Here is a 21,534-nt window from a genome sequence, read left to right on the forward strand (position 1 = left end):
TCTGGTATGGTTGAAAAACTAAACTACGAGATTTAATTTCTCAACCATCAGCGCTAAACTCGAAGGCATGCGTTCGTACAATCAGTACTGCTCGATGGCGCGCGCCCTGGATGTGGTGGGTGACCGCTGGACCCTGCTGATCGTGCGCGAACTCCTGTCGCAAGGCCCCTGCCGTTTCTCCGACCTGCGGCGCGGCCTGCCCGGCATCGCCAGCAACCTGCTGGCCGAGCGTCTGCGCGAGATGGAGGCGGCCGCGCTGATCGCCCGGAGCGACGAGCCGCCTCCGGTGGCCGCGACGCTGATCAGCCTCACCGACCGCGGGCGCGACCTCGGCGGGGTCGTCCGCGAGCTGGTCCGGTGGGGCGCCCCGCTGATGCTCGACCCGCCCGACGACGACGAGTTCAGGGTGCACTGGTTCGCGTTGCCGCTGCGCCACCTCTGCCGCGACGCCTCACCCGGCGAGCCGGCGGTCACGGTTCGCGTCGGCGACCTGCACGACGGCTGCGACGTCACAGCCGAGCACGGCCAGATCGACGTGCGCCCCCCTTCGAGCGGACGGCACGTCGACGCGACGATCACCGCACCGCCGCAGGTACTCGTCGCGCTCTTCACCGGACTGATGACTCTGTCGACGGCCCAGGCGCAGGGCCTGGCCGTCGACGGCTCCGCCGAGGCCTTCCGACGCCTCCTGCCGAACGGAGGACGATGAGATGACCGACGAGCATGACGCGCTGGGTCTCCTCGAGGAGATCGCCGCGGACTTCGGCGCGGAACCCGACGTCGTCCTGGGAACGATGTTCCGCAATCCCGGCCTCCGCACCGGCGACAAGATCTTCGCCTTCCTCGGCCACGGGGGCGAGCTCATCGTGAAGCTGCCCGAGGACGGGGTCCGGCGGCACCTCGATGCGGGGACCGCCGAGCGGGTGACCATGGGGAAGCGGACCATGCGCGAATGGATCGCACTCCCGGCCCAGGAGAACGACGCGGCGACCCTCACGTTGTGGCGGAACGCGGCCCGCGACGCCCACGACTACGTGGCCGCTCTGGCACGAGGAGACGCGTAGCCGTTTCTCGGATCGTGCCGGGGTAGGGGGCGGCCGTGTCTGGTGCTTACGTGGTCGTGGGATCGGTGCTCGCGCTGGCGCTCGGGGTCGCGGCGGTGCTCAACCTGATTCACCACAAGACGGCGATCGTCACTGCCGACAGGCTGGGCCTGTCCCGGTCGCTGACCCGCCCGTTCGGCGTTCTCCTGGCCGCTGGAGCGGCCGGGCTGGTGATCGGCTTCGTCGTTCCGTGGGTGGGTCTGGCCGCCGCGGTCGGCGTCTTGCTGTACTTCCTCGTCGCGATCGGGGTGCACGTGCGTGCTCGCGCTTTCGCGCCCGCCACGGGCTTTCCCGGGGCGGTCGCCTTCGCGCTGCTCGCCGTCGTCGTGCTGCTGGTACGGCTCCAGGCCGGCGTGGCCGTCCAGTCAGCGGGCGACTACGGGCCTGCCGTACGGGCCTTCCTCGGCCTGGCCGGTCCCGGCTGAGCCGCTCCAGCGATCGGCGCTCTCGTCGTCCGAGGGAAAGAACGCCTCGATCCGGAGCTCCTGCGCCGTCACGTCGACCGGGGTCCCGATCGTGGAGACGACCGAGAAGAACCGCACCACTCCGTCCCCGACCCGGAAGTGCACGTCGACGATCGGGATCGGCGCGGGTGTGGTGCGCGGCGCCGCGATGAGCGCCCCGACGTCAGGACGTGACCTGAGCTCCATCACCAGCTCGGCGGTGGCCAGGTCGAGCACGCCGCCCACGGCCTCGCGCCTGGCCCGTTCGAGGAGGGCGGGCACGACCTCCTCCCAGTTGGCGACGGCGTCGCGGACCGGCCCCGGCTCGATGATCAGCCGCAGCACGTTGGCGTCGGCCGGGACGGGCGCGGGCGCGAGCAGCGTGCCGAACAGGCGTGCCGCGCCCCGGTTGGCGCGCAGCACGTTCCAGCCGCGGTCCAGCACGACGGCGGGCAGCGGATCGTGCCGGTCGAGCATCCGGCCGACGGCGGACGCCACCCGCCGCAGCGCCGGGTCGTCGAGCCCGCTGTGCGCGAACAGCGGCGCGAACCCGGCCGCCAGGAGCATCCCGTTGCGGTCGCGCAGCGGGACGTCCAGCGCGCCCGCCAGCCTGAGCACCATCTCCCGGCTCGGGTTGGAGCGGCCCGTCTCCAGGAAGCTCATGTGCCGCGGGGTCGTCATCGCGGCCGAGGCGAGATCGAGCTGGCTCATCGCGCGCACCCTGCGCCAGTAGCGCACCAGGGCGCCGAAGGACGACTCCATGGACCGACCCTACGACCGGCTCCCGCGCGCGTCCCTTCCCCGCGAGGGAATCGCCACCGCGCACCGGCCGGGGTGAAGGTCCATCCATGAACCTTACGATTCTCACCCCTGAATCCGTCCCGGCAGAATCCCGGGCGATCCTCGACGGCATCGAGGCCGACCTCGGTTTCGTCCCGAACTTCGCCGCCACGATCGCGGCCAGCCCCACCCTCCTGGCGGGTTTCGACGGGCTGCGCCGCGCCGTGGGCGGCGGTTCGTTCGATCCCGTGCGGCGGGAGATCGCCGGCGTCGCGGTCGGCGTCGCCGTCGGCAACGCGTACGGCGTCGCCTTCCACTCGACCGTGCTCGTCCGGCTGGGCGTAGACCCGGGCGACATCGAGGCGATGCGGCGCGGCGCCGAACCGCGCGACGAGGTCCACGCCGGGGTCTACGCCTTCGCCAGGGCCCTGGTGCTCGCCCGCGGCGCCGTCGACGAGGCGGTGGTACGGCGGGCCGCGGCCGCCGGGCTGGGGCAGGACGACCTGCTGCAACTGGTCACCGAGTGCGCGTTCGCGACGCTGGTCGGCCTGGTCGACAACCTCGCCGGGCGCATCGAACTGGACGAGCCCCTGCGTGCTCAGGCCTGGAAATGACCCGTCACCGCACTCCCTTCACGGGCAGGATGGCCAGCGCCCCGAGCACCGACAGCGCGGCAGCGGCGACGTAGACCGCGAAGTAGTTCGGCCCGCCCCCGCCGATGGCCATCAGCGGTGCGGCCATCAGCGGCGCGAGAACCTGGGGGAGCTGGTAGGCCAGCGCCACCACCCCCAGGTCCTTGCCCGCCGAGGTGTCGGCGGGCAGCACCTCGGTCATGAGGGCCACGTCGACGGAGATGTAGGCGCCCTGTCCCATGCCCGCGATGACGATGGCGACCAGCACCATGCCGAAGGTGGGCGCGACGAGGAGGATCGCCAGCCCGGCGCCGGTGAAGGCCGCGGAGGTCCAGACGATGGTCTTGCGGCGGCCCGTCCGGTCGGAGATCCACGCCGCCACGAGGGTGGTCGCGGCGCTGGCGGCCAGGAAGGCGCCCAGGGCGAGGCTGAACTTCTCCGCCGCCTCCTGCTGCGACATGCCCAGGACGTCGATCAGGTAGTACAGCAGGTAGGTCGCGACGGTGACCATCGACATGGTGACCAGGAAGCGGCACAACCAGGCCCACGCGAAGTTGGGGTGCCGCCGCGGGTCGACCCAGTAGCTGGCGAGCAGGGTCCGCACGTCCAGCCGTACACGCTCGGTCCGCACGATGTCGCGCAGCACCAGGACGAGCCCGGCGTTGGACACGGTGACCGCCACGACGGGGATCAGGAACCACAGCGGCTCCTGGCCGGGCAGGGCGGCGACCATGACGCTGCCGAACAGCGGTCCGAGCGTGGTGGCGAGCCCGAACGCGGCGGCCACGCGCGCCCGGATCCGGCTCGGGATCTGGTCGGCGATCAGGGCGTTCAGCGCGACGCTCGCCGAGGCGAAGCCGACCTGGGTCAGGATCCAGCCGGCCACGATGGCCGGCGCGCTGGGGGCGAGCGCGAGGAAGAGCATGCCCGCCGACCCGATGACCGCCCCGGCGACGATGTACGGCCGGCGGATGCCGAAGCGGCCGGCCGAGCCGTCGCTGAGCCGGCCGAGGGGCGGGGTGACCGCCATGACGGCGATGCCGCCGAGGGCGGTGGTGATCGACAACCATTGGGTCTTGTTCGCGGGATCGAGGACGGCCAGCCGCAGCGGGATGGAGACCCCGCCCGCCGACAGGGTGGCGAAGGCCACGCCGAGATAGGAGAGCAGGAAGAGGGGGAGGAACCAGGCGCGCTGCTTGGTTCCTGGGATGTCGGCGACCGCAGTCATGGTGGGGGGTTCCATCTGATCAGTCGTGCAGGCCGCGGAGGGCGTCGGTGACGATGCCCTGGCCGATGCGGGCGGTCAGCAGCACCTGCTCGAACATGCCGCTCTCGTGGGTCTGGCCGACCATCCGGATCCCGGCCGCGGGGACGCCCGCGGCGGCGAGCGCGGTGACGTAGGCCTCGCCGTCGCCGCGCAGCACGTCGTGCTCGGCGGTGATCACGAGGGCGGGCGGCAGCCCTTCGAAGGAGCTCGCCAGCAGCGGCGAGACGTACGGGTCCTTCGGCGCGACGCCCGTCGGCAGGTAGTTGTCGACGACCAGCTGGAAGTCCTCCAGCGAGCCGGGTCCCGCCGTGAAGTCCAGGTGGCCGCCGCTGAGGTCGAGCGCCGACACCTCGAGGATCTGCAGCGCGATGGGGTGGTTGGCGCGGTCGCGGTTGACGTGGGTGAGGGCGGCGGTCAGGTTCGCTCCCGACGACTGGCCGGACAACGCGATGCGCGCGGGGTCGACGCCGAGCGTTTCCGCCTCCGCGACCAGCCACTCCAGCACGCGGTAGGTCTGCTCCAGGGCGGCGGGGAAGCGGTGCTCGGGAGCGAGGGCGTAGTCGACGGCGGCGATGACGACGCCGGCCCGCTCGGCGCGCAGCGCGCAGAGCGCGGCCGGGTAGGGGTGGTGCATGCCGCTCTGCCGCCAGGCGCCGCCGAACAGGAACATGCTGACCGGAAGGCGGCCGTGCGCCTCGCGCGGGTAGAACAGGCGGACCTTGACCGGCAGCTCGCCGTCGACGGTGAATTCGCGGGTCGGCACGTCGGGGGCGGGCAGCCCGAGCGCCGGGTAGACCGCCTGCTCGTAGGCGAGCGCCCGCTCGCGGTACTCCGCGGGCTCCTGGGAGGGTTCGGGCGGGGCGACGCCGAGTCCGGTGAGTGCGGTGATCAGTGCGGGGTCGATGGCCATGGTCAGTTCCTTCCGGTGTACTGGGCGAGGCGGGACTGCCACTCCCTGGCGATGGCTGAGGTTCTGGTGAGCGAGCAGGAGCCGTGCGCCTGGCCCGGCGCCCGCCAGTGGGTGACGTCCACGCCCGCCTCGCCGAGCCGTACGGCATAGGCCTCGCCGGAGTCGCGCAGCGGGTCGGCCTCCGCGGTGATCACCAGCGCGGGAGGCAGGCCGGTCAGGTCGGCGGTCATCGGCATGGCCGTCTCCTCGGGACCCTGGTACATCCGGCGCAGGGCGGCGAGGTCAAGGGAGCCCTCCAGCGCGGCATAGGCCTGGTAGGACGCGTCGCCCTCCAGGTCCATGGTGGTCATCGGGACGTTGAGGATCTGGTGGTGCAGCACGTCACGGGCGTGGACGGCGACCATCGCGGCCAGGTTGCCGCCCGCCGAGGTGCCGACGACCCCGACCCGCCGCGGGTCGACGTCGAGGTCGGCGGCGTTGCCGATCAGCCAGGCCAGGACGTCGAGGCTGTCGTGGAGGGCGGCCGGGAAGGGATGATCCGGCGCCAGACGGTAGTCGACGTCGAAGTGGTCCCAGCCGCCCTCCACGGTCATGGCGGACAACATGCGGTGATTGACCTCCTCCCGCACGCTGCCCAGGATGAAGCCGCCGCCGTGGAGGCTGAGCCGCGCGGGACGCGGGCCGGAGCCGCCCGGCGCCTGGTAGCGCAGGACGGTGACCTGCCCGTCCCTGGTGGGCACGAGGTGCTCCGTCACCCGGCAGTCCTCGGGCGCGGGGAGGGTGTACCTCCTGGCGAGCTCGTCGGACAGGACGGTGGCCGCCTTGCGCCACAGTCGTGCGTCAGGGGAGGCCAGGTCGGGCAGGGTGGCCGCGATCCCTTCCGCGTCACGCACCCATTCCACGACGGCGGGCTCGCAACCCGCCGCGAGGGCCACGTCGGCTCTCGTCACATCCGACTCCTTTCGAAGTGCTTCGATAAAGCACTTTATGAACCAGAGCCGACCAGGTCAATGCGCTAGGGTGACAATGTGGGCGGCCGAGGCGAAGTGACGATCTACGACGTCGCCCAGCGCGCGGGTGTCAGCATCTCGACGGTGTCCCTGGTGATGAACCATCCCGACCGGGTCAAGGCGGGCACCCGAGCGCGGGTGGTGGAGGCCGCGGGCCAGCTCGGATACCGCCCCCGCGCCACCGCCTCGGAGCGCGCCAGGGAGCGCGTCGGCAAGATCGCGGTCATCGCGCCGTTCACCAGCTACGAGTCCTACCGCACGCGGTTGTCGGGCATCCTCTCCGCGCTGACGAGCTCGGAGTTCGAGGTCGTCGTCCACGACACGCCGTCCGCGACCGTGATCGAGGAGCCGCTCCTCGACGCGCTGCCCGTGCGCGGCGACGTCGACGGCATGATCATCATGGGCCTGCCGGTCTCGGAGGAGCGCGCCACCTGGCTGGCCGACTGGGGCCCGCCCACCGTCCTGGTCGACGTCGCGCACCCGCGCTTCTCCAGCGTCGACTTCGACAACGAGCCGGCCGGACACCTGCTGGCCGATCATCTCCTGCGACGCGGGCACCGCCGCCTGGGCTACGTGCTAGAGCCCTACGTGGCGACCGCCTACGACTCAGCCGGTTCGCTCCGCCTCGACGGCATCCGCCGCGCGCTCCAGGAGGCGGGCGGGGCGGAGGCCGGCTACCACCTGGAGCTGTTCCAGCTGACCGAGCGAGACCCGGCCGCCGCGAAGTCGGCCCTTCCCGCGCTGCTCGACACCGCGCCCGAGACCACCGCGCTGGTGGCCCACCACGACGGCTTCGCCGCCGCCCTGCTCACCAGCGCGCGCAGGGCCGGACTGAGCGTTCCCGGGCAGCTCGCGATCGCCGGCTTCGACGACGGGCTCCTGGCCGACAGCCTCGACCTCACCACCGTGCGCCAGCCCCTGGTCGAGTCGGGCAGGAACGCCGCCGACCTGCTCAGGCTCGTCATCGAGACACCCGACCGCACGCCGGTCCGCATCACCCTCGCGCCCGAACTCGTCGTCAGAGGCACCGCCTGACGACCGCTCAGGGGCGGTAGGCCCAGACGGAGCCGTCGCGGCGTGAAGGCGTGCCGCCGACCGCCCAGACCGAACCGCTGCCCAGCTTGACCGCCAGGTCGCGGACGGCCGCGCCCCTATTCGCGGGAGCCGGGAACCCGCCGGCCTCGACACCGTCGGGGAGGATGTGCAGGAAGCCGCTGCCGCCGCCCTTGGCGTCGTAGACGATCCAGGCGCCGCCCCTGCCGTCGGGCTCTGCCTGGGCGCGCGGCTGGATGCCGGGCTCCCTGCGGACCTCGAAGGTCCAGCTGCCCGGGTAGCCGGACAGCAGCAGGGTCTCGCCGCAGTAGGCGGGCTTGACCGTGCCGCACGGCCAGGCGGTCCAGCCGACGGCCATGATCCGGCCGGTCTCGCCGTCCATGGCGACATCCGTCAGCTCGGAGATCTGGCCGGCGTGCGAGGACGGGACCGCGGGGAGGGGGACCGCGCGCCAGGCCGTGCCCGACCAGCGGGCCATGGCCGCTGTGCCGCGGACGGAGCCCGCCGCCCACTTGCCGTCGATTCCCTTGACCACGATCGGGGTGGGGACCTTGCGCCACGCCGAGCCGTCCAGACGTCGCAGCGTGGAGCGCGCCTTCCAGCCGGCCTTGCCGGAGAAGATGGTCGAGTCCTCGATGACCCACAGGTTCTTACCGATGGAGTTCGCCCGGTCGACCCGGCCGTAGGGCCACGGCTTGACCTGCCAGCGTCTGCCGTCCCAGCGGGCGTATCGCGACGTGCCGAAGGCCCAGACCCTGGTGTCGGAGGCCGACGCGAGGCGCCGCACGCGGAAGCCGGGTCCGGCGACCCGCTTGAGGTTCTTGAGGAGAACGGGCTTGCCGCTCCTGGTCCCGGCGACCCAGACCGCTCCGCCGGGCGTCACGGTCACCGCGTCGTAGGAGGCGTGCCGGTCGTGGTGGACGACCTTCCACTGAACGGCGGGCGCCGCGGTGAGAAGCAGGGCGACGGTCGCGGCGGTGCCGGAGAACAACAGTCCCATGCGGGTGAGACGCGCCTTTCCGTGCAAAGGTTGGCATTGACTCAGAGTGATGTAGCGTGACTCTCCGTGAGAGTCGACACCCGGGCCTGGTCGTGGGTGTTCGCCATGCTCATCATGCTCCTCTGCATGGTCACCCCGCACTCCCACGCGGACTCCGCGACCGCCGCCGCGATCGCGATGAGCCAGCCGGTCGACGACGTGCACCACCACGACTCCGAGCACAGCTGCGACACCCCGACGGTGCAGCCGCAGTCGTCGCTCCCCGCTCCACCGGCCAGGCTGCCCGTGACGTCGTCGCCGCAGTTCGGCCCGCCCGACGCGGCGCCCGACCGCCGCCGCGCTCCGGCGGCCCATCTCCCCGCCGGCCAGGGACTTCTCGACCTTCTGTGCAAAGCCCGCACGTAGACCGGCCCGGTGGTACGGGCATCTGTCGCGGCTTCACGAAGGCGGGAAATCTTCACATGGACACGGCTGACCTGGTCGGCAACACCCCGGTGTTGTGGGTGCCGGAACTCTGGTCGGGAGAGCGCGGCTTCTGGGCCAAGCTCGAAGGCCGCAACCCGGGCGGGATCAAGGACCGTCCGGCGTTGCACATGATCGAGCAGGCCAGGCGACGGGGCGAGCTCGCCCCCGGCCGCCCCATCATCGAGTCGACCAGCGGAACACTCGGGCTCGGCCTCGCGCTGGCCGGCATCATCCACCGGCATCCGGTGATCCTCGTCGGCGATCCCGGCATGGAGCCGCTGATGCTCCGGCTCCTGCGCTCCTACGGCGCCACCGTGGACACCGTCCCCGACCCGCACCCGGCAGGAGGCTGGCAGGAGGCCAGGCGGATGCGCGTGCGCGAGTTGCTGGCCCAGCATCCGGGCGCCTACTGCCCCGACCAGTACGCCAACCCCGACAACGTCGCGGCCTACGCCGGCCTGGCCGCCGAGCTCGCCGCGCAGCTCGGCCGGATCGACGTGCTGGTCTGCAGCGTGGGCACCGGCGGGCACAGCGCGGGCGTCTTCCGCGCGCTCCAGAAGGTACGGCCGGGCCTGCGGCTGGTGGGGGTGGACACGATCGGCTCCACCATCTTCGGCCAGCCCGCCAGGTCCCGGCTGATGCGCGGGCTGGGCAGCAGCATCCACCCGCGCAACGTCGACTACGACGCCTTCGACGAGGTCCACTGGGTCGCCCCGGCGGAAGCCGTGTGGGCCAGCCGCCGGCTCGCCGCGACTCGCTACGCCTCCGGCGGGTGGAGCGTCGGAGCCGTCGCCCTCGTCGCGTCGTGGCTGGCCAGGACCGAACCCGCGGCCACCGCCATCGCGGCGGTCTTCCCCGACGGACCGGAACGCTACGCCGAGACCGTCTTCGACGACGTCTACTGCGCCGAACACGGCCTGCTGGGAGGCAAGCCGGAACCCGAGCCGGACGAGATCGCGCATCCCACCGTCGAGGTGGAGCGATGGACAAGATGCACGACCGTCGTCGACCCGATCGGCGGTGACAGGTGAAGTCGTTCGGCCGGCCCGTCCGGCTGCTCCTGATCAACCAGCTGACCATCAACATCGGCTTCTACATGCTGATGCCGTACCTGGCCGCCTACCTCTCCGGCGATCTGGGCCTGGCGCTCTGGCTCACCGGCCTGGTCCTCGGCGTGCGCAACCTCAGCCAGCAGGGCCTGTTCCTCATCGGCGGCACGCTGGCCGACCGGCTCGGATACAAGCCCATGATCCTCACCGGGCTGATCCTGCGCACGATCGGCTTCGGGCTGCTCGGACTGGTCGAATCGGTGCCGGTGCTGATCGTCGCGTCGGTGCTGACGGGGCTGGCCGGGGCCTTCTTCAACCCGGCCGCCCGCGCCTACCTGGCGCAGGAGGCCGGCGAGCGCAAGGTCGAGGCCTTCGCCCTGTTCAACGCCTTCTACCAGGGCGGGATCCTCATCGGGCCGCTGATCGGGCTGGCGCTCCAGGCGGTCGGCTTCCGCGTCTCCTGCCTGGTCGCGGCGGGCCTGTTCGCGATGCTCGCCGCCGTCCAGGCACGCGCGCTGCCCGCCCGCGCGGGCGGCGCCGGGGCGCGGGGCTCCGTCCTCGGCGACTGGCGGCAGGTGCTGCGCAACCGGGCCTTCGTGCTCTTCTCGCTCGCGATGATCGGCTCCTACGTGCTGTCCTTCCAGATCTATCTGGCCCTGCCGCTCGCGACGGGCAGTCCGTACGGCACGGCGATCCTGTTCGCCGTCTCCGGCGGGCTGGCCATGGCAGGGCAGGTACGGCTGACCGCGTGGGTGAAGGCCCGATGGACGGCCGAGCAGGCGATCGTCAGGGGGCTGTGGCTCATGGGGGTGGCGTTCGTGCCGCTCGGGATGGTTTCCGGGCTCGTGCCCGCCCTGATGACGACGTGCCTGCTGACCGTGGCGACGATGATCGTGTATCCGTTCGAGATGGCCACCATCGCCACGGTCGGGGGCGACGGACTGGTCGGCACGTACTACGGCTTCTACAACACGCTGTCGGGCATCGGCATCGCGGCGGGCACCCTGCTCACCGGCGCCGCCTTCGACACCGGGGTGCCGGGCCTGCCCTGGTGGGGGATGGTCGTGCTGGGGTGCGCCTGCGCCCTGGCCATGGGCACGCTCGCCCGCACCGGAAGGCTGCGGGCGAGCGAGCCGGGCAAGGTCGGCCAGACGGCTTGAGGCGGGCCGGGGCTGCCTGGGGCTGGCGGCTCGGCTCCAAGCTCAGTCCGCCGGCTCGGGCTCCAGGCCGATCAGCAGGTTGAAGGCGCCGGTCAGCAGGTTCAGCGACACGAGCCCGACGATCTCGGCGATCACCCGGTCGCTCCACCCGTGGGCGCGCAGCTCGGCCACGTCCGCGTCGGTGAGGGACGAGGGCTCGGCCAGCACGCGCACGGCCACGCCGATCAGGGCGGCCTCGCGCGCGTCGGTGGAGGTGCCCTGGCGGGCCAGCTCGATGTCGGCTTCGCTGAGACCCGCCGCCCGCGCGGCCTTGGTGTGCGCCGACAGGCACATCGAGCAGCCGATCCACTCCTGGAGCGCGAGGGAGATCTTCTCGCTCAGCGGGCGGGGGATCTTCACGCGTTTGATCGCGCGGGAGAAGTCGAGGTAGCCCTGGAGCAGGGCGGGCGAGTGGGCCATCGTGGCCACCATGTCGCCCACGCCGCCGCGCCTGGCGACGATGTCGCCGAGGATCTCGCGCGACTTCTGGTCGGGGGCCTGCTGCGGGTCGAGTGGTTGAAGGCGTCTCATCGTGTCCTCCTCGATCACTCGGAACGCTATACCCCCTTAGGGTATTCCAGCAAGGTGATCGTCTCCAGAGCCAGGAGCAGCTCGGCCGCCTGCACCGGGTGGTCGACCGAGCGGCCGGTGAGCTCCTGTAGTTTGCCGAGCCGGTAGCGGACCGTGTTGCGATGGCAGAACAACGCGGTCGCCGCGGCCGGTGTCGAACCGGCGGCGTCGAACCAGGCGCGCGCGGTGGACAGGAGGGTGTCGCGCTCGTCGCGAGGGAGGTCGAGCAGCGGGCCGAGGACCCGGCGGGCCAGGTCGTCGGCGGTCTCCGGGCTCCCGGCGATCAGCGTGGCGATCGGGCGGTCGCCGTAATGGCAGACGGCCTCGGCGCCGGGCGGCACGGCCGCGAGCGCCAGCCGGGCCAGGCGCAGCGCCGCGGCGGTCTGGGAGAGCTGGTGATAGGCGGGACTGACCCCGAAGCGCCCACCCGCGAGCGGCGGGAAAGACGAGGGCGGGCCGGCGAGCGGGCTGCCGGGCGGGCCACCGAGTGAGCTCTCGGGTGCGCCGCCTGGTCGGCCGCCGCGTGATCCATCGGGCAGGCGGCCTGGTTGACCGCTTGGATGGCCGCCTGGGGCGGGGGCGGGCATGGCGAGGACGGCCAGGCGTTCGGTGGGCAGGTGACGTTGCACGGCAGCGGGCGGCAGGTCGGCGGTGGCGTCGGTGGCGATGACGTGGAAGCGCCCCCGCTGCGGCAGCCCCAGCGCGTCGGCCGCCTCCCGGATCCGCGCGGGGTCCGTGCCGAGGAGCGCGTCGAACAGCCGGTCACGATCGAGCCGGTCACGCAGCTCACGCTCCGCCTCCACCTCCCTGTACGCCTCCCGGATCGTCTCCGACAGCAGGTCGAGGCCGAGCCACAGCTCCCCGGCGCTCTCGATGAGCACGGCATGCTCGGCGGGCGTGGTCTCGGCGGCGATGCGCTCCCACAGGAACTGGGTGCCGATCCGGTAGCTGTGCAGCAGCGCCGCCAGCGGGATGCCGCGCAGCGCCCGCCTGCGCGCGTTGGCCTTGGCGACGTCGGTCGGCGACGCCGCCCCGCCGCCGAGGTGGGCGAGGGAGACCCGCAACTGCTCGGCGCAGACCGTGGCGACGTCGTCTTCCGGCACAACGGTCAGCTCGATCTCGGCCGCCCGCACCCGCCGGGCCAGCTCGATCGCCAGCTCGTCGACTCGGGCGAGCAGCCGTGCGGTCAACGCCGCAGGTCCTGGTCCGTTCACGCCGGGCATTGTGCCACCGCACAATCACGGCTGTCAGATTCACGACCCGTGCCCGTTGTGACCCCTGGCACCGAGCGGGATTCTGGAACCCCGGCCCTCGCTCGATGCGGAGACGACGTGAACCTCGACCCCATCCCCACCGACCAGCTGACCTTCCGCCTCCCGCAGAAGTTCGACAACGTCGAGGACGAGCGGCGCCACCGCCAGGAACGGCTGGTGGCCGCGCTGCGCCTGTTCGGCAGGTTCGGCTTCGAGGAGGGCGTGGCCGGGCACATCACCGCCCGCGACCCCGAACACTCCGACTACTTCTGGGTCAACCCGTTCGGCATGAGCTTCAAGCACATCAGGGTCAGCGACCTGATCCTGGTCAACCACGAGGGCCAGGTCGTCCACGGCAGGTACCACGTCAACCAGGCGGCCTTCGCCATCCACTCGATGGTGCACCAGGCCCGCCCCGACGCGGTCGCCGCCGCCCACTCCCACTCGGTGTACGGCAAGGCGCTGTCGTCGCTCGGCACCCAGCTGGAACCGCTGACCCAGGACGCCTGCGCCTTCTACGAGGACCACGGCCTGTTCGACGACTACACGGGCGTGGTGCTGGAGACCGAGGAGGGCCGCAGGATCGCCGCCGCGCTCGGTTCGCACAAGGCCGTCATCCTGCGCAACCACGGGCTGCTGACCGTGGGCGACTCCGTCGACGCCGCCGCCTGGTGGTTCATCACGATGGAGCGCTCGTGCCAGGCCCAGCTGCTGGCCAAGGCGGCCGGCCCGACCGTGTCCATCGAGCACGACCAGGCCAAGCTCACCCACGGCCAGATCGGCAACGACCTGGTCGGCTGGATCAACTTCCAGCCGCTCTACGACCAGATCGTGCGCTCCGACACCGACATGTTCGACTGAGCCTCCGTCCGGCATCCCCTGGCGTGCAGTTCGTACAGCGTCGTGTACAGGTCTCCCGCCGCCGTCAGCTCCTCGTGCCCGCCTGCGCCCGCCTCGGGGATGAGGCGAATCAAATCGGCTCCCGCTCGTACGGCAGGCGGCCGCACCACGGCGGTGAAATCGTCAGGCCAGCAAGGGAGTTCGCTCACGCGGCCAGTATTGAGAGACGGGGCGGGCGGGCATGAGGAGAGACCCCTGTTGCCGCGCTGGCCCGTGGAGAGCCTCAGGTTGCCGTGCCGCCCCGAGGGTTGCCGTGCAGGGTGTCACCGCCTCCGGGGCGGCCTCGATCCAGGAGCGCCATCCGGGGCGGGCTCACTTCAAGAGCGCCGTCCGGGGTGTGAAGTGGCCGCGGGCGAAGCTGGCCGCGTCGAGGACCTGGACCCGCCACGGATCGAGCCGCAGCACCGTGAACCCCTCGGACTCCGGCCCCGGCAGGCCGAACTCGCGCAGGTCGTAGCCGAGCGGCGGCGGGGCGGTGGTGAACATCTCCCACACGTGGCGCTTGGTCTCCACGTCGTCGACCCACGACGTGGCAGCCTCGCCGAGGACGACGTTCTGCTCGGGGCTCCAGTAGGAGAAGGCCACCTGGGGATTGGCGGCCAGGTGGGCGCCCTTGACGCCGGCGTTGGCGGTGAAGATCCAGCCCACCGGGCGTTCGTCGATCACTTCCCAGATCGGGTGCAGGATGCGTGAGCGGGGGCGGCCCTGGCCGTCGACCGTGGTCACGGTGCACCAGATGATCTCCGAGGTGAACGTCAGGAACTCGTCCTTCAAGGCGCTGAATGATTCGGTCATGAGCCGGATGATGTCATCCCCGACCGACAATCGGCGCCCGCTCCCTGATCCGGTCGGCGATCGCGGCGCCCAGTTCCTCCGTGGTCCCGGTGCCGTGGAGGTCGGGGGTGAGCGGGGCGTCGGCCGGCCCCGCCGCGAGGACGTCCTCGATGGCGGCCAGCAGGTGGGCGCCCGCCTCCGGGTGGCCGAGGTGGTCGAGCATCATCGAAGCGCACCAGATCTGCCCGACGGGGTTGGCGATGCCGAGCCCCGCGATGTCGGGAGCCGAGCCGTGCACCGGCTCGAAGAGGCTGGGGGAGGTGCGGTCGGGGTTGATGTTGGCGCTCGGGGCGATGCCGATCGTGCCGGTGCACGCGGGTCCGAGGTCGGACAGGATGTCGCCGAACAGGTTGCTGGCGACCACGACGTCGTAGCGGTCGGGGTGGAGGACGAAGTTGGCGGCCAGCGCGTCGATGTGACACCTGTCGTGGGCGACCTCGGGGAAGTGTTTGGCCATCTCCTCGACCCGCTCGTCCCAGTAGGGCATCGAGATCGAGATGCCGTTGCTCTTGGTCGCCGAGGTGAGGTGCCGGGCGGGGCGGCGGGAGGCGAGTTCGAAGGCGTAGCGCAGGACCCGGTCGACGCCGAACCGCGTCATCACGGTCTCTTGCAGGACTGTCTCGCGCGGGGTGCCCTCGAAGATGCGGCCCCCGATGCTGGAGTACTCGCCCTCGGTGTTCTCCCGCACGACCAGGAAGTCGATCTCGCCCGGTTCGCGGCCGGCGAGCGGGCTGCGCACGCCTGGCATCAGGCGGCAGGGGCGCAGGTTGACGTACTGGTCGAAGCCGCGCCGCATCTGCAGCAGGCTGCCCCACAGCGACACGTGGTCAGGGACGACCGCGGGCCAGCCGACGGCGCCGAAGAAGATCGCGTCGTAGGCGGCGAGGGTTTCCTTCCAGTCGTCGGGGAGCATCGCGCCGTGGCGTTGCCAGTAGGGGGCGCTGGCGAAGTCGAAGTGGTCGAAGCGCAGGTCGAGGCCGTACACGCCGGCGGTCGCCTCAAGGGCGCGCAGGCCTTCCGGCACGACCTCGGTGCCGATGCCGTCCCCGGGGATCACGGCGATGCGGTGGGTGCGGGGCCGTGGGGCGGCGGGGTCGGACATGGGGGCCTGGCGCCGGGGCCGCGAGCCCGGAGCCGGGGCGGCCGCTTCGAGCGGGCCGGGCGTGGGCGTGGTCGTGCCCGGCGAGCTTGCGGGGGTCGGGGGCGTCGCTTCGGGTGGGTGGGTGTTCGTCATCGGGGTCTCCGCTCCGTGTGGGCGCCGAGGTCCGTCAGCGAGCCCTGGGCGTCCTCGATGACGAGCCGCTCGGCGCTCACCGAGTCGCCCTCGCGCAGGGCCCGCACCAGGGCGCGGTGGGTGGAGTAGCGGTCGAGGCCGAACCGGTCGTTCACGGCGATCTGCTCAAGAATGCGCGCCCGCCGCTCCGGCTTGGAGAACACCTGCGACTGCTCCAGCAGCCGCACCAGCACCGGGTTGGCCGCGCACGCGTTCAGGGTCTCGTTGAACTCCTGCATGTGGTCGAGCAGCGCGATGAGCTGCCGCTCCACGTTCTCGCCGTTGCGGTGCCGGGTGACGATGACGATCAGGAGGTCGTCGGTGGCGTCGAGGATCGCGTCGAGCGTGTCGAGCTGGTCGGCGGTGGCGTGTCTGGCGGCGAAGCGGGCGACGAGGCCGCGCAGGCCGATCTCGACCTCGGCGAGGTCGGCGATGGCGCGTTCGGCGATGTCGGCGACGACGACTGTGCGGGGGCCGGTGCGCTGGATGAGCCCGTCCTGCTCCAGGCGGCGCAGCGCTTCACGCACGGGGGTGGCGCTGACTTCGAGCTGCTCGGCGAGGCCGCGCTCGGTGACCTTCTGCCCCGGGCGCAGCGCGCCGGACCCGATCGCTTCGCGCAGGGACTGGTAGGCGAGATCGGCCCGGGTTTCGCTGCCCGCGTCGGTTGGCGGTTTGACCGTCATGGGTTCACCGTAGCAAAGCCAGATGCTGTTGCTTGACAGTTTTGCTATAGCAAGTATTGTGACGCCTGCCACACCCCCCGAGGAGGTCGTCAGTGAGCAGCGAAACCCAAGGACGTGCGGTCCACTCCGGAAGGATGATCACGTTCTACGTGGCCCTCGCCGTATTCGCGCAGGAGTCGACCTGGAACTTCTACGACAGTCGTGTGCCCGAGCTGCTGCGCGACTACATCGCGAGCGCGGCGGTGATCGGGCTGCTCATGGGCATGGACAACCTGCTGGGGGTCTTCATCCAGCCCGCCATGGGCAACCGCTCCGACAACACGCGCACGGTGTGGGGGCGGCGCATCCCCTACCTGGCGGTCATGATGCCGCTGGGCGCCCTGCTGTTCCTGCTCATCCCGCATGCCGCCTCGCTGGGGTGGCTGATCTTGCTGATCTTCCTCTACGCCGTGGTGATGAACAGCTTCAAGCCGATCAGCGAGTCGCTCCTGCCCGACTTCATCAGGCCGGAGCGCCGGAGCCGGGCGAACGCGGCGGTGAAGACGGCGGCGGCGCTGACGGTGATCGTCGCGGCGCTGGTCAGTCTGCTGCTCGTGGACGACCATCCGCAGCTGGCGTTCGCCGTACCCGCGGGGCTCATGCTGGCGGCGGCCGCCGTACTGGTGTGGAAGGTTCGCGACAGCAACTCGGCGGGCTACCAGGCGGCCCTCGCCGAGGACGCGGCGGACACAGCGGACGCGGCCGATACAGCGGACGCGGGAGCGAAGGGCGCCGCCGCGCCGACCGGTGCCGAGGGGCGGGTCCCCGGGACGAAGATCGGGGCGATTCTTCGTGACCTGGCGCGTGACCCCGACCGCAGCCGGCTGCTGATGATCGTCACCGTGTTCGTCTTCGGCGGCGCCTGGGCCGCATCGCGCGCCCTCATGACGCCCTACGGCGTCGAGGCGCTGGGTCTGTCCGACGGCCAGGCGGGCGGGCTGACGTTGCCCAGCGGCATCGCCTACATCCTGGCCGCCTTCCCCGCCGCCCTGCTGGCCGAGCGGTTCGGGCGGTTGCGGGTCATCATGGTCGGAATGGCGATCTTCGCGGCCGGGACGATCCTGGGAGCCGTGGTCCAGAACCCCGTCGCGACCATGGTCGCGCTGTGTCTCGCCGCCGCCGGAGCGGCCGGTTTCATGATCAACGCGGTCGTCGTCCTGTGGAACCTGGCTCCGTCGGCCAGGGTCGTCGGCACCTACACGGGTCTGTACACCGTCGGCTGGGCTGGCGGCGCGCTCGCCGGTCCCGCGCTCGTCGGGCTGGCGGTCGACCTGACCGGCTGGCACCTGATGCTCCTGCACATCACGGTCTTGGCCGTCATCGCCATCGTGCTGGTCATCCGCGTCGACCGGCTCCAGCGCGGCGCCGCGGCGGAGGGGAGGGCCCTGTGACGCGCACGGTCGTGGTCACCACCGACTACCTGGTGCCGGGCGACGAGGTCGATCTCTTCCTGCGACAGGAGGGCTTCGTCACGCGACACCACCCGCTGCGCGGGCCCCGCGGGCACGACGAGCTGGTCGCGATCCTCGACGGCGCGGAGGGCGCGCTGATCGCCAACGAGCCGATGACGGCGCAGGTGTTCGCGCGGACCTCCGGGCTGCGGGCGGTGGTGCGCACGGGGGTGGGCTACGACTCCGTCGATGTCGAGGCGGCCACGCGCGCGGGCGTCTCGGTGAGCAACCTGCCGGGGGTCAACGCCAACGCGGTGGCCGAGTACACGATGGCGCTGCTGCTGGCTCAGGCGCGCCGGCTGGTGCCGGTGGCCGCGGGGGTGCGGGATGGCCGGTGGCCGCGCGAGGACGGTTTCGAGCTGCGCGGCAAGACGCTCGGGCTTCTGGGGTACGGCTTCGCGGCCCGCGCGGTGGTGCCGCTGGCGACGGCCTTCGGGCTGCGGGTGCTGTGCACCACGGCCAGCGCGCCGGCATCGCCCACCGGTCCCGGTCCCGGTGCCGGTGCCAATGCCGGTGCCAATACCGGTGCCGGTGTCGCCTTTGTGGAGCTCCATGACCTGCTCGCCGCCTCCGACTTCGTGTCCCTGCACGCCGCCCTCACCCCCGCCACCCGGCACCTGATCGACGCCGCCGCGCTGGCCAGGATGAAACCCACCGCCCACCTGATCAACACCGCGCGCGGCGCGATCGTCGACGAGAACGCCCTGGCCGATGCCGTACGGGCCGGGCGGATCGCCGGGGCGGCCCTCGACGTCACCGAGACCGAGCCGCTCCCCGCCGGCAGCCCGCTGCGCGACGTGCCCGGCATCACCGTCTACTCCCACCTGGCCGGCCAGACCGCCGAAGCCCGCCGCGCCGCAGGCGTCGAGGGCGCCCGCGAGCTGGTGGCCGCCCTGCGGGGACGGCCTCGCTGCTCGCTCAACGCCCACCTGCTGACCACCGAAGAAACGAGGACGAGATGACAGAAGCTCCACGGGAGTCGGTCAGGGTGCTGACCCCGGTCGGGATGCTCGGGGCGGGTTTCCCGTCCGAGACGGTCGACCGGGGGATCGCGCTGGGCGCCGACGTGATCGCCGTCGACGGCGGCTCCACCGATTCGGGGCCCTACTACCTGGGCTCAGGCACCGCCAAGACGGCGGCGGCCGCCGTGGCGGGCGACCTGCGGATCCTGCTGCGCGCCTCGGCGGCGGCCGGCATCCCGGTGGTCATCGGCTCGTGCGGCACGAGCGGCACCGACTCGGGCGTCGACTGGGTTGCGGGCATCGCCGAGACGATCCTGCGCGAGGAGGGCCTGTCTCTCAGGATCGCCCGCATCTACAGCGAGCAGCGGGCGGAGACCCTGAAGGAGCGGCTCAACGAGGGGCGGATCCATCCGCTCCCGCCGCTGGGCGATCTCGACGCCGCCACGCTCGACTCCTGCAGCCACATCGTCGGCATGATGGGCCACGAGCCGATCGTCGCGGCGCTGCGGGCCGGGGCCGACGTGGTGCTCGCCGGGCGGGCCACCGACACCGCGGTGGCGGCCGCGTACCCGCTGATGCTGGGCATGCCCGCCGGGCCGACCTGGCACGCTTCCAAGATCGTCGAGTGCGGCGGCCAGTGCACCACCAACCCGCGCGCGGGAGGCGTCCTGGCCACCATCGACCACGACGGCTTCACTATCGAGCCGCTTGACCCGGCCAACTCCTGCACGCCGACGTCGGTGGCCGCGCACATGTTGTACGAGACCGTCGACCCGTTCCGCATGCGGGAGCCGGCGGGCACCCTCGACGTCTCCGGCGCGGTCTACACGGCGCTCGACGAGCGGCGCGTCCGCGTCGAGGGCTCGCGCTTCGAGCTCGCCGATCAGCACACGATCAAGCTTGAGGGGGCGCGGGTCACGGGGTACGAGACCATGTCGTTCACCGCGATCCGCGACCCGCACATCCTGTCCAAGATCGAGGAGTGGGCGGCGCTGATGCACAGGATCCTGCGTGCGAGGGTGCGGCAGACGCTCGGGCTCGAACCGCCGCAGTACGCCGTGGACCTGCGCCTGTACGGCTACAACGCGGTGCTCGAAGACCTCGACCCCGCGACCGGGCCGCCCCGGGAGGTGGGGGCGATGTTGCTGGTCAACGCCCCCGACCAGGCGACGGCCACCGCCGTGGCCAAGATCGCCAACCCGCTGATGCTGCACCTGCCGACTCCTGACATGGCCTACCTGCCGAGCCTGGCCTTCGCCACCTCGCCCGCGGAGATCGAGCGCGGCCCGGCGTACGAGTTCGTGCTGAACCACGTCGTGGACGTCGACGAGCCGTCCGAGCTGTTCCGCGTCGAGATCGCCGAGGAGGCGTCACGTGACTGACGATCGCGAGCTCACGCTCGGAGAGCTGGCCCTGGAGGTGCGGTCCAAGAACGCGGGGCCGTTCTGGATCACCATGGAGCTGTTCATGCGTTCGGCCGAGGACTACGCGATCGTCGCCGACGAGGAGTTCGTCAACGAGGAGGTCGTGGCCCGGCTGTACGCGCTGGATCCGGCGGCCGTGCTGATCTTCCGCATCCCTGCGCTGAACGTCGTGAAGATCTCCTTCCCCCGCCCGGTCGCGCAGGGATCGCTGCGCGACCGCGACATCCACGCCGGGCAGCACCACGTCCCGCTGGCGGCGCTCGTTCCTCCGCGAGTCAGCAGAGGTTCCTGACGGGTCTGGCGTCGCCGCCGGGGAACAGCTCGCCCGGGTAGCCGGGCGGCGGGGCGGCGGGCCGGGTGGCGGCCGGGCGGAAGCACAGGTTCGACGGCCGGTCCGCGCTCGGCGGGACCACGTTCACCCCGGCCTGCACCCACTTCGCGCACGGATTGACCGTCCCCTGGAGGCACGCGAGCTCGCCGACGCCCAGCGTGGAAGTGCCGTGCAGCACCCGGGGGTTGTCCATCGCCGCCCCGCCCGCCGCCCGGAACAGCGGCGCGCCCACGGCGTCCTGGACGACGAACTGCGCCGAGCTGAAGCGCGGACGCCATCGGGCGGGGTAGTTCGCGACGCGGGCGCGACGGGTGCCCACGATCACGTCGCCCCCGGCGTGGACGCGGAAGAACACCGACGTGTTGCACGTGATGGCCAGGTTGTCGCCGCCCACGTCGATGCGGGCGCCGTCCGACGGGACGCGGGAGCGGGGACGGGGGCCGCGCGGGGTGTCGGCGAAGGCCGGCCGGTTGACCAGGTACTCGCCGAACGCGAAGTACGACTTCTCGACGCGGTCGCCGTCGCGGACGAGCCGCGCCGCCAGGCCCGCGCGGACCATCGGGCGTTCCCAGACGCCGCCCAGGCCGACCCACGCGTAGTAGGTTCCGGCGGGGGCGGTGTCGGGAAGGCACGGGACGGTGATGGACGCCTCGGCGGCCGACGGGCGGCGCCTGGGTTGGCCGTCCTGGTAGGGGTGCTTGAAGCCGTTGAAGTACATGCCTGACCAGGGGTGGACGTCGGCGTTCGCGGAGGCGTCCGACAGGGTTGTGGCCATCGTGGCGCTCAGCAGGCAGAAGATCAGCATCGGCCTGGCCTGTCCGCAGGGCGGGCGGAAGCGGTTCGTCATCGCGGTCTCCTCTGGGGAGTCGGATCGGGTGGGCGCCCTGTTCATGACTGTCGCGC

General features: G+C 71.8%; 25 protein-coding genes. 13 read left to right on the forward strand and 12 right to left on the reverse strand.

Annotated elements, in window-relative coordinates; all coding sequences use genetic code 11:
* Positions 1-67: 67 nt before the first annotated feature.
* Genes ACIBH1_RS41965 through ACIBH1_RS41975 form a run of 3 tightly spaced genes read left to right on the forward strand, consistent with a single transcriptional unit; the run spans position 68 to position 1,528 of the window.
* The gene (locus ACIBH1_RS41965) at positions 68-709 is read left to right on the forward strand and encodes a winged helix-turn-helix transcriptional regulator (protein ID WP_397319663.1); all 642 of its coding nucleotides are present in this window, start codon (positions 68-70) and stop codon (positions 707-709) included.
* Between the two features lies 1 nt (position 710).
* Positions 711-1,064 carry a hypothetical protein gene (locus ACIBH1_RS41970; protein ID WP_397319664.1) on the forward strand — a complete coding sequence of 118 codons (354 nt, stop codon included), beginning with the start codon at positions 711-713 and terminating at the stop codon, positions 1,062-1,064.
* Positions 1,065-1,099: 35 nt separating this feature from the next.
* Positions 1,100-1,528: a DoxX family protein gene (locus ACIBH1_RS41975; protein WP_397319665.1), complete on the forward strand. Its 429-nt coding sequence runs from the start codon at positions 1,100-1,102 to the stop codon at positions 1,526-1,528.
* Here ACIBH1_RS41975 and ACIBH1_RS41980 read toward each other — a convergent pair.
* Entirely contained in the window at positions 1,469-2,308 is an 840-nt protein-coding gene (locus ACIBH1_RS41980; protein WP_397319666.1) for a helix-turn-helix domain-containing protein, read from the reverse strand. The two genes, ACIBH1_RS41975 and ACIBH1_RS41980, sit on opposite strands and share 60 nt — an antisense overlap.
* 86 nt (positions 2,309-2,394) lie before the next feature.
* Between ACIBH1_RS41980 and ACIBH1_RS41985 the strand changes: the two genes are divergently transcribed.
* Positions 2,395-2,940 (forward strand): carboxymuconolactone decarboxylase family protein, encoded by a 546-nt coding sequence (locus tag ACIBH1_RS41985; RefSeq protein ID WP_397319667.1) that lies wholly within the window; start codon positions 2,395-2,397, stop codon positions 2,938-2,940.
* A gap of 4 nt (positions 2,941-2,944) precedes the next feature.
* Here ACIBH1_RS41985 and ACIBH1_RS41990 read toward each other — a convergent pair whose 3' ends face one another.
* From ACIBH1_RS41990 to ACIBH1_RS42000, 3 genes are read right to left on the reverse strand one after another with little or no spacing between them, the layout of a single operon-like run.
* A complete protein-coding gene (locus tag ACIBH1_RS41990; protein ID WP_397319668.1) occupies positions 2,945-4,186 on the reverse strand; it encodes an MFS transporter in 1,242 nt (413 codons plus the stop codon).
* A 19-nt stretch (positions 4,187-4,205) separates the two neighbouring features.
* Positions 4,206-5,135 (reverse strand): alpha/beta hydrolase, encoded by a 930-nt coding sequence (locus tag ACIBH1_RS41995; protein WP_397319669.1) that lies wholly within the window; start codon positions 5,133-5,135, stop codon positions 4,206-4,208.
* Positions 5,136-5,137: 2 nt separating this feature from the next.
* The gene (locus ACIBH1_RS42000; protein WP_397319670.1) at positions 5,138-6,085 is read right to left on the reverse strand and encodes an alpha/beta hydrolase; all 948 of its coding nucleotides are present in this window, start codon (positions 6,083-6,085) and stop codon (positions 5,138-5,140) included.
* 96 nt (positions 6,086-6,181) lie between these two features.
* On the opposite strand from ACIBH1_RS42000, the gene ACIBH1_RS42005 reads away from it, so the two are divergent.
* Positions 6,182-7,180, forward strand: coding sequence for a LacI family DNA-binding transcriptional regulator (locus ACIBH1_RS42005; RefSeq protein WP_397319671.1), 999 nt, complete (start codon positions 6,182-6,184; stop codon positions 7,178-7,180).
* Between the two features lie 7 nt (positions 7,181-7,187).
* Here ACIBH1_RS42005 and ACIBH1_RS42010 read toward each other — a convergent pair whose 3' ends face one another.
* Positions 7,188-8,198 carry a hypothetical protein gene (locus ACIBH1_RS42010; protein ID WP_397319672.1) on the reverse strand — a complete coding sequence of 337 codons (1,011 nt, stop codon included), beginning with the start codon at positions 8,196-8,198 and terminating at the stop codon, positions 7,188-7,190.
* A 66-nt stretch (positions 8,199-8,264) separates the two neighbouring features.
* Here ACIBH1_RS42010 and ACIBH1_RS42015 point away from each other — a divergent pair, with 66 nt between their 5' ends.
* The 3 genes from ACIBH1_RS42015 to ACIBH1_RS42025 are packed head-to-tail and all read left to right on the forward strand — an operon-like array spanning position 8,265 to position 10,872.
* Positions 8,265-8,603 (forward strand): hypothetical protein, encoded by a 339-nt coding sequence (locus ACIBH1_RS42015; RefSeq protein WP_397319673.1) that lies wholly within the window; start codon positions 8,265-8,267, stop codon positions 8,601-8,603.
* A gap of 56 nt (positions 8,604-8,659) precedes the next feature.
* On the forward strand, positions 8,660-9,694 hold the full coding sequence (locus ACIBH1_RS42020; protein ID WP_397319674.1) for a PLP-dependent cysteine synthase family protein: 1,035 nt from the start codon (positions 8,660-8,662) through the stop codon (positions 9,692-9,694).
* Positions 9,691-10,872: an MDR family MFS transporter gene (locus ACIBH1_RS42025; protein WP_397319675.1), complete on the forward strand. Its 1,182-nt coding sequence runs from the start codon at positions 9,691-9,693 to the stop codon at positions 10,870-10,872. Before ACIBH1_RS42020 ends, ACIBH1_RS42025 begins: the two co-directional genes overlap by 4 nt.
* A 42-nt stretch (positions 10,873-10,914) precedes the next feature.
* Here ACIBH1_RS42025 and ACIBH1_RS42030 read toward each other — a convergent pair whose 3' ends face one another.
* Positions 10,915-11,442, reverse strand: coding sequence for a carboxymuconolactone decarboxylase family protein (locus ACIBH1_RS42030; protein ID WP_397319676.1), 528 nt, complete (start codon positions 11,440-11,442; stop codon positions 10,915-10,917).
* A gap of 26 nt (positions 11,443-11,468) precedes the next feature.
* On the reverse strand, positions 11,469-12,695 hold the full coding sequence (locus ACIBH1_RS42035) for a helix-turn-helix domain-containing protein (RefSeq protein WP_397319677.1): 1,227 nt from the start codon (positions 12,693-12,695) through the stop codon (positions 11,469-11,471).
* A gap of 117 nt (positions 12,696-12,812) precedes the next feature.
* Between ACIBH1_RS42035 and ACIBH1_RS42040 the strand changes: the two genes are divergently transcribed.
* Positions 12,813-13,595, forward strand: a complete 783-nt coding sequence (locus tag ACIBH1_RS42040; protein WP_397319678.1) for a class II aldolase/adducin family protein — start codon at positions 12,813-12,815, stop codon at positions 13,593-13,595.
* Here ACIBH1_RS42040 and ACIBH1_RS42045 read toward each other — a convergent pair.
* The 4 genes from ACIBH1_RS42045 to ACIBH1_RS42060 all read right to left on the reverse strand — a co-directional run bounded on the left by ACIBH1_RS42045 (position 13,553) and on the right by ACIBH1_RS42060 (position 16,424).
* Entirely contained in the window at positions 13,553-13,783 is a 231-nt protein-coding gene (locus tag ACIBH1_RS42045) for a hypothetical protein (protein ID WP_397319679.1), read from the reverse strand. The genes ACIBH1_RS42040 and ACIBH1_RS42045 overlap by 43 nt on opposite strands.
* A gap of 163 nt (positions 13,784-13,946) precedes the next feature.
* Entirely contained in the window at positions 13,947-14,429 is a 483-nt protein-coding gene (locus ACIBH1_RS42050) for a pyridoxamine 5'-phosphate oxidase family protein (protein WP_397319680.1), read from the reverse strand.
* Positions 14,430-14,442: 13 nt separating this feature from the next.
* Entirely contained in the window at positions 14,443-15,570 is a 1,128-nt protein-coding gene (locus tag ACIBH1_RS42055) for a tartrate dehydrogenase (RefSeq protein WP_397319750.1), read from the reverse strand.
* A 128-nt stretch (positions 15,571-15,698) separates the two neighbouring features.
* Entirely contained in the window at positions 15,699-16,424 is a 726-nt protein-coding gene (locus tag ACIBH1_RS42060; protein ID WP_397319681.1) for a GntR family transcriptional regulator, read from the reverse strand.
* 134 nt (positions 16,425-16,558) lie between these two features.
* Here ACIBH1_RS42060 and ACIBH1_RS42065 point away from each other — a divergent pair, with 134 nt between their 5' ends.
* Genes ACIBH1_RS42065 through ACIBH1_RS42080 form a run of 4 tightly spaced genes read left to right on the forward strand, consistent with a single transcriptional unit; the run spans position 16,559 to position 20,592 of the window.
* The gene (locus ACIBH1_RS42065) at positions 16,559-17,854 is read left to right on the forward strand and encodes an MFS transporter (protein WP_397319682.1); all 1,296 of its coding nucleotides are present in this window, start codon (positions 16,559-16,561) and stop codon (positions 17,852-17,854) included.
* On the forward strand, positions 17,851-18,876 hold the full coding sequence (locus ACIBH1_RS42070; protein ID WP_397319683.1) for an NAD(P)-dependent oxidoreductase: 1,026 nt from the start codon (positions 17,851-17,853) through the stop codon (positions 18,874-18,876). Before ACIBH1_RS42065 ends, ACIBH1_RS42070 begins: the two co-directional genes overlap by 4 nt.
* Positions 18,873-20,258, forward strand: a complete 1,386-nt coding sequence (locus ACIBH1_RS42075; protein ID WP_397319684.1) for an acyclic terpene utilization AtuA family protein — start codon at positions 18,873-18,875, stop codon at positions 20,256-20,258. The genes ACIBH1_RS42070 and ACIBH1_RS42075 overlap by 4 nt, the downstream gene beginning before the upstream one ends.
* Positions 20,251-20,592, forward strand: coding sequence for a DUF4387 domain-containing protein (locus ACIBH1_RS42080; RefSeq protein ID WP_397319685.1), 342 nt, complete (start codon positions 20,251-20,253; stop codon positions 20,590-20,592). The genes ACIBH1_RS42075 and ACIBH1_RS42080 overlap by 8 nt, the downstream gene beginning before the upstream one ends.
* Here the strand turns inward: ACIBH1_RS42080 and ACIBH1_RS42085 are convergent.
* Positions 20,576-21,478 carry a hypothetical protein gene (locus ACIBH1_RS42085; RefSeq protein WP_397319686.1) on the reverse strand — a complete coding sequence of 301 codons (903 nt, stop codon included), beginning with the start codon at positions 21,476-21,478 and terminating at the stop codon, positions 20,576-20,578. The genes ACIBH1_RS42080 and ACIBH1_RS42085 overlap by 17 nt on opposite strands.
* Between the last annotated feature and the right edge of the window lie 56 nt (positions 21,479-21,534).

This window comes from Nonomuraea sp. NPDC050663, assembly GCF_044456985.1.
Lineage (GTDB): Bacteria > Actinomycetota > Actinomycetes > Streptosporangiales > Streptosporangiaceae > Nonomuraea.